General features: G+C 61.6%; 1 protein-coding gene and 1 pseudogene. One reads left to right on the forward strand and one right to left on the reverse strand.

Features of this window, described 5'->3' with window-relative positions; genetic code table 11:
- A pseudogene (gene tnpC, locus SX1_RS23420) lies at positions 1–1,217 on the forward strand (IS66 family transposase); the annotation flags it as partial.
- A gap of 27 nt (positions 1,218–1,244) precedes the next feature.
- Here tnpC and SX1_RS24080 read toward each other — a convergent pair.
- Positions 1,245–2,330, reverse strand: a complete 1,086-nt coding sequence (locus SX1_RS24080; protein WP_306302711.1) for a recombinase zinc beta ribbon domain-containing protein — start codon at positions 2,328–2,330, stop codon at positions 1,245–1,247.
- Between the last annotated feature and the right edge of the window lie 69 nt (positions 2,331–2,399).

The following is a 2,399-nucleotide window of genomic DNA, read 5'->3' on the forward strand; positions in this document are numbered from 1 at the left end:
CTTCACTTTCGTGCAGTGACCCCCAGATGGAACTGACGTTCGAGGAGTGCGAGACCGCTGCCAGCGAAGATGAGCTTCTGGCTGCCCTGGCAGCGGCGAAGACCAATGTCGCGCCGTTCGAGCGCAAGCGGCCCGCCCGCAAGGCCTTGCCCGCGCATCTGCCGCGCGAGCGCGTCGTCATCGCCGCGCCCGATGCCTGCCCCTGCTGCGGCTCGGAACGGCTGTGCAAGCTGGGTGAGGATATCACCGAGACGCTTGAGGTCGTGCCGCGACAGTGGAAGGTGGTTCAGACCGTGCGGGAGAAGTTCTCCTGCCGGGATTGTGAGAAGATCACACAACCGCCGGCGCCGTTCCATGTGACGCCCCGTGGGCTCTTCGGTCCCAGCTTCCTGGCGATGCTGCTGTTCGAGAAGTTCGGTGCGCATCAACCGCTTAACCGCCAGCGTGATCGCTACGCCCGGGAAGGCGTGGACCTGAGCCTTTCCACTCTGGCCGATCAGGTCGGCACCTGCACCGCCGCGCTGATGCCGCTCTATCTGCTGATCGAAGCCCACGTCCTTGCCGCCGAGCGATTGCATGGCGACGATACGACGGTGCCAGTGCTGGCCAAGACCAAGACCGATACGGGCCGGATCTGGACCTATGTTCGGGATGATCGACCTTTTGGCGGACCGGCACCGCCCGCAGCGATCTTCCATTATTCCCGCGACCGGCGGGGCGAGCATCCTGTGGGCCATCTGCGCGGTTGGAGAGGCATTCTTCAGGCTGATGCCTATGCCGGCTATAATGCCCTGTTCCATGGCGACCGCCTGCCGGCGCCGCTGACCCGCGCCCTTTGCTGGAGCCACGCGCGCCGTTATTTCTTCGAGCTGGCCGATATCGCCGCGCAGCTCAAGAAGCGCCGCAAAAACGCCGTCATCTCGCCGCTGGCCGTAGAAGCGGTCCGCCGTATCGACGCGATCTTTGACATAGAACGCGCCATCAACGGCAGATCGGCCCAGGAGCGTCTCACCCTTCGGCAGGAACTCAGCGCACCGCTGGTTGCCGATCTGGAGGAATGGATGCGGGACAACCAGTCCAAGCTATCGAAGAACAGTGATGTGGCCGAGGCCATGGATTATATGCTCAAGGCGTGGCCCGCCTTCACCGCATTCCTCGAAGATGGCCGGATATGTCTCACGAACAACGCGGCGGAACGGGCGCTTCGAGGCATAGCAACGACCGATTCATACTACACCTCCTCTTCAAATGTCCGGAAACAGGGACTTTTGGTTTTCCATTTTGATGCGACACGGGCCTCTGTGACGCGGGAACTGGGTCACTTCGTCCTTTTCCAGGTCCGTGGCTCGGATTTGGTGCGGCGCATCGGGTACAACTTGGTCGGTAGGGAGCACGCCCTCCTTGATCAGTCGACGGACCCGATGGGCAGTAACCCCAAGCTTTTTGGCGGCTTCTGTCAGCGTGAGCCACTCTCCATTCTTTTCGGCGGATCGGTAGCCGTGGATTTTGTGGACAGTGCGCAGCGAGCCGACACGGCGCGCTGTCCAGGTCTTGCCTTGTCCGGTTTGCATTCCCATCCGGTTGAGAGTGGCGGCAATGTCTGCATCGGACCACCGGGTGGCCATGGAGCGGATGATGGCAAGGGCGGCTTCGGGCGTACTCTGGCCATGTTCGCCTGCTTTGGGTTTGCGAATGCGCAGCTGAGAATGTTGGCCACCTTTCCAGTGGATCGTCAAAATGACTTCACGTTGCTCTTCATCGACATCAGCGATGATATCGGTCACGAGCGTGCGGAGGAGCTGCTGACGACAACGCATGTCGACGTTAGGCGAGCGCCAAGCGCTCTCCAGGTCGGTGGCAATGCCAGCAAAATCGGGTGCCGGCGCGGCCAGATCGATTTGTCGCGCTTGGGCCAAACCCGCTTCACAGGCTTCCACACGCCTGAGCGCTGCTTCCCAGCTATTCTCGAGTTGGGCAGCGATCAGGCGGTTATCAGGGTCGCAGGCAGCATAGCGACGTTCAGCGAGAGATGCCTCGTATCGGGCTTGCTGCAAGTCCAGCTCCACCATGCGGTGCCGTTCTTCCAGATTATCCCGATGCGCCCGATCAGCTTCCATTGCGGCCTCGATCGCCATCGGCGTCACGGCTCTCAATATCTCTTTGCCTATGGCAGGGTCGATGCGAGATGCGCCAAAAGTCATGCATCGTGGCTTGGCCAGCATCTGGTTGATACGTTCGCAGCGGTAATAGGGATGACCCGGAGGCCGGCCCGAATAGACAACGCCCAACCGTCTTCCACATCGGCCGCAGGTGAGCAGGCCCGCGAGCAACGCGCGGCCACCACGACCAGACTTGATGCCGCCCTTCTGTCCGAAGGCGTTGACGGCGATATGGCTCTG

Origin of the sequence: Sphingobium xenophagum NBRC 107872, from assembly GCF_000367345.1 — a bacterium.
Taxonomy (GTDB): domain Bacteria; phylum Pseudomonadota; class Alphaproteobacteria; order Sphingomonadales; family Sphingomonadaceae; genus Sphingobium; species Sphingobium xenophagum.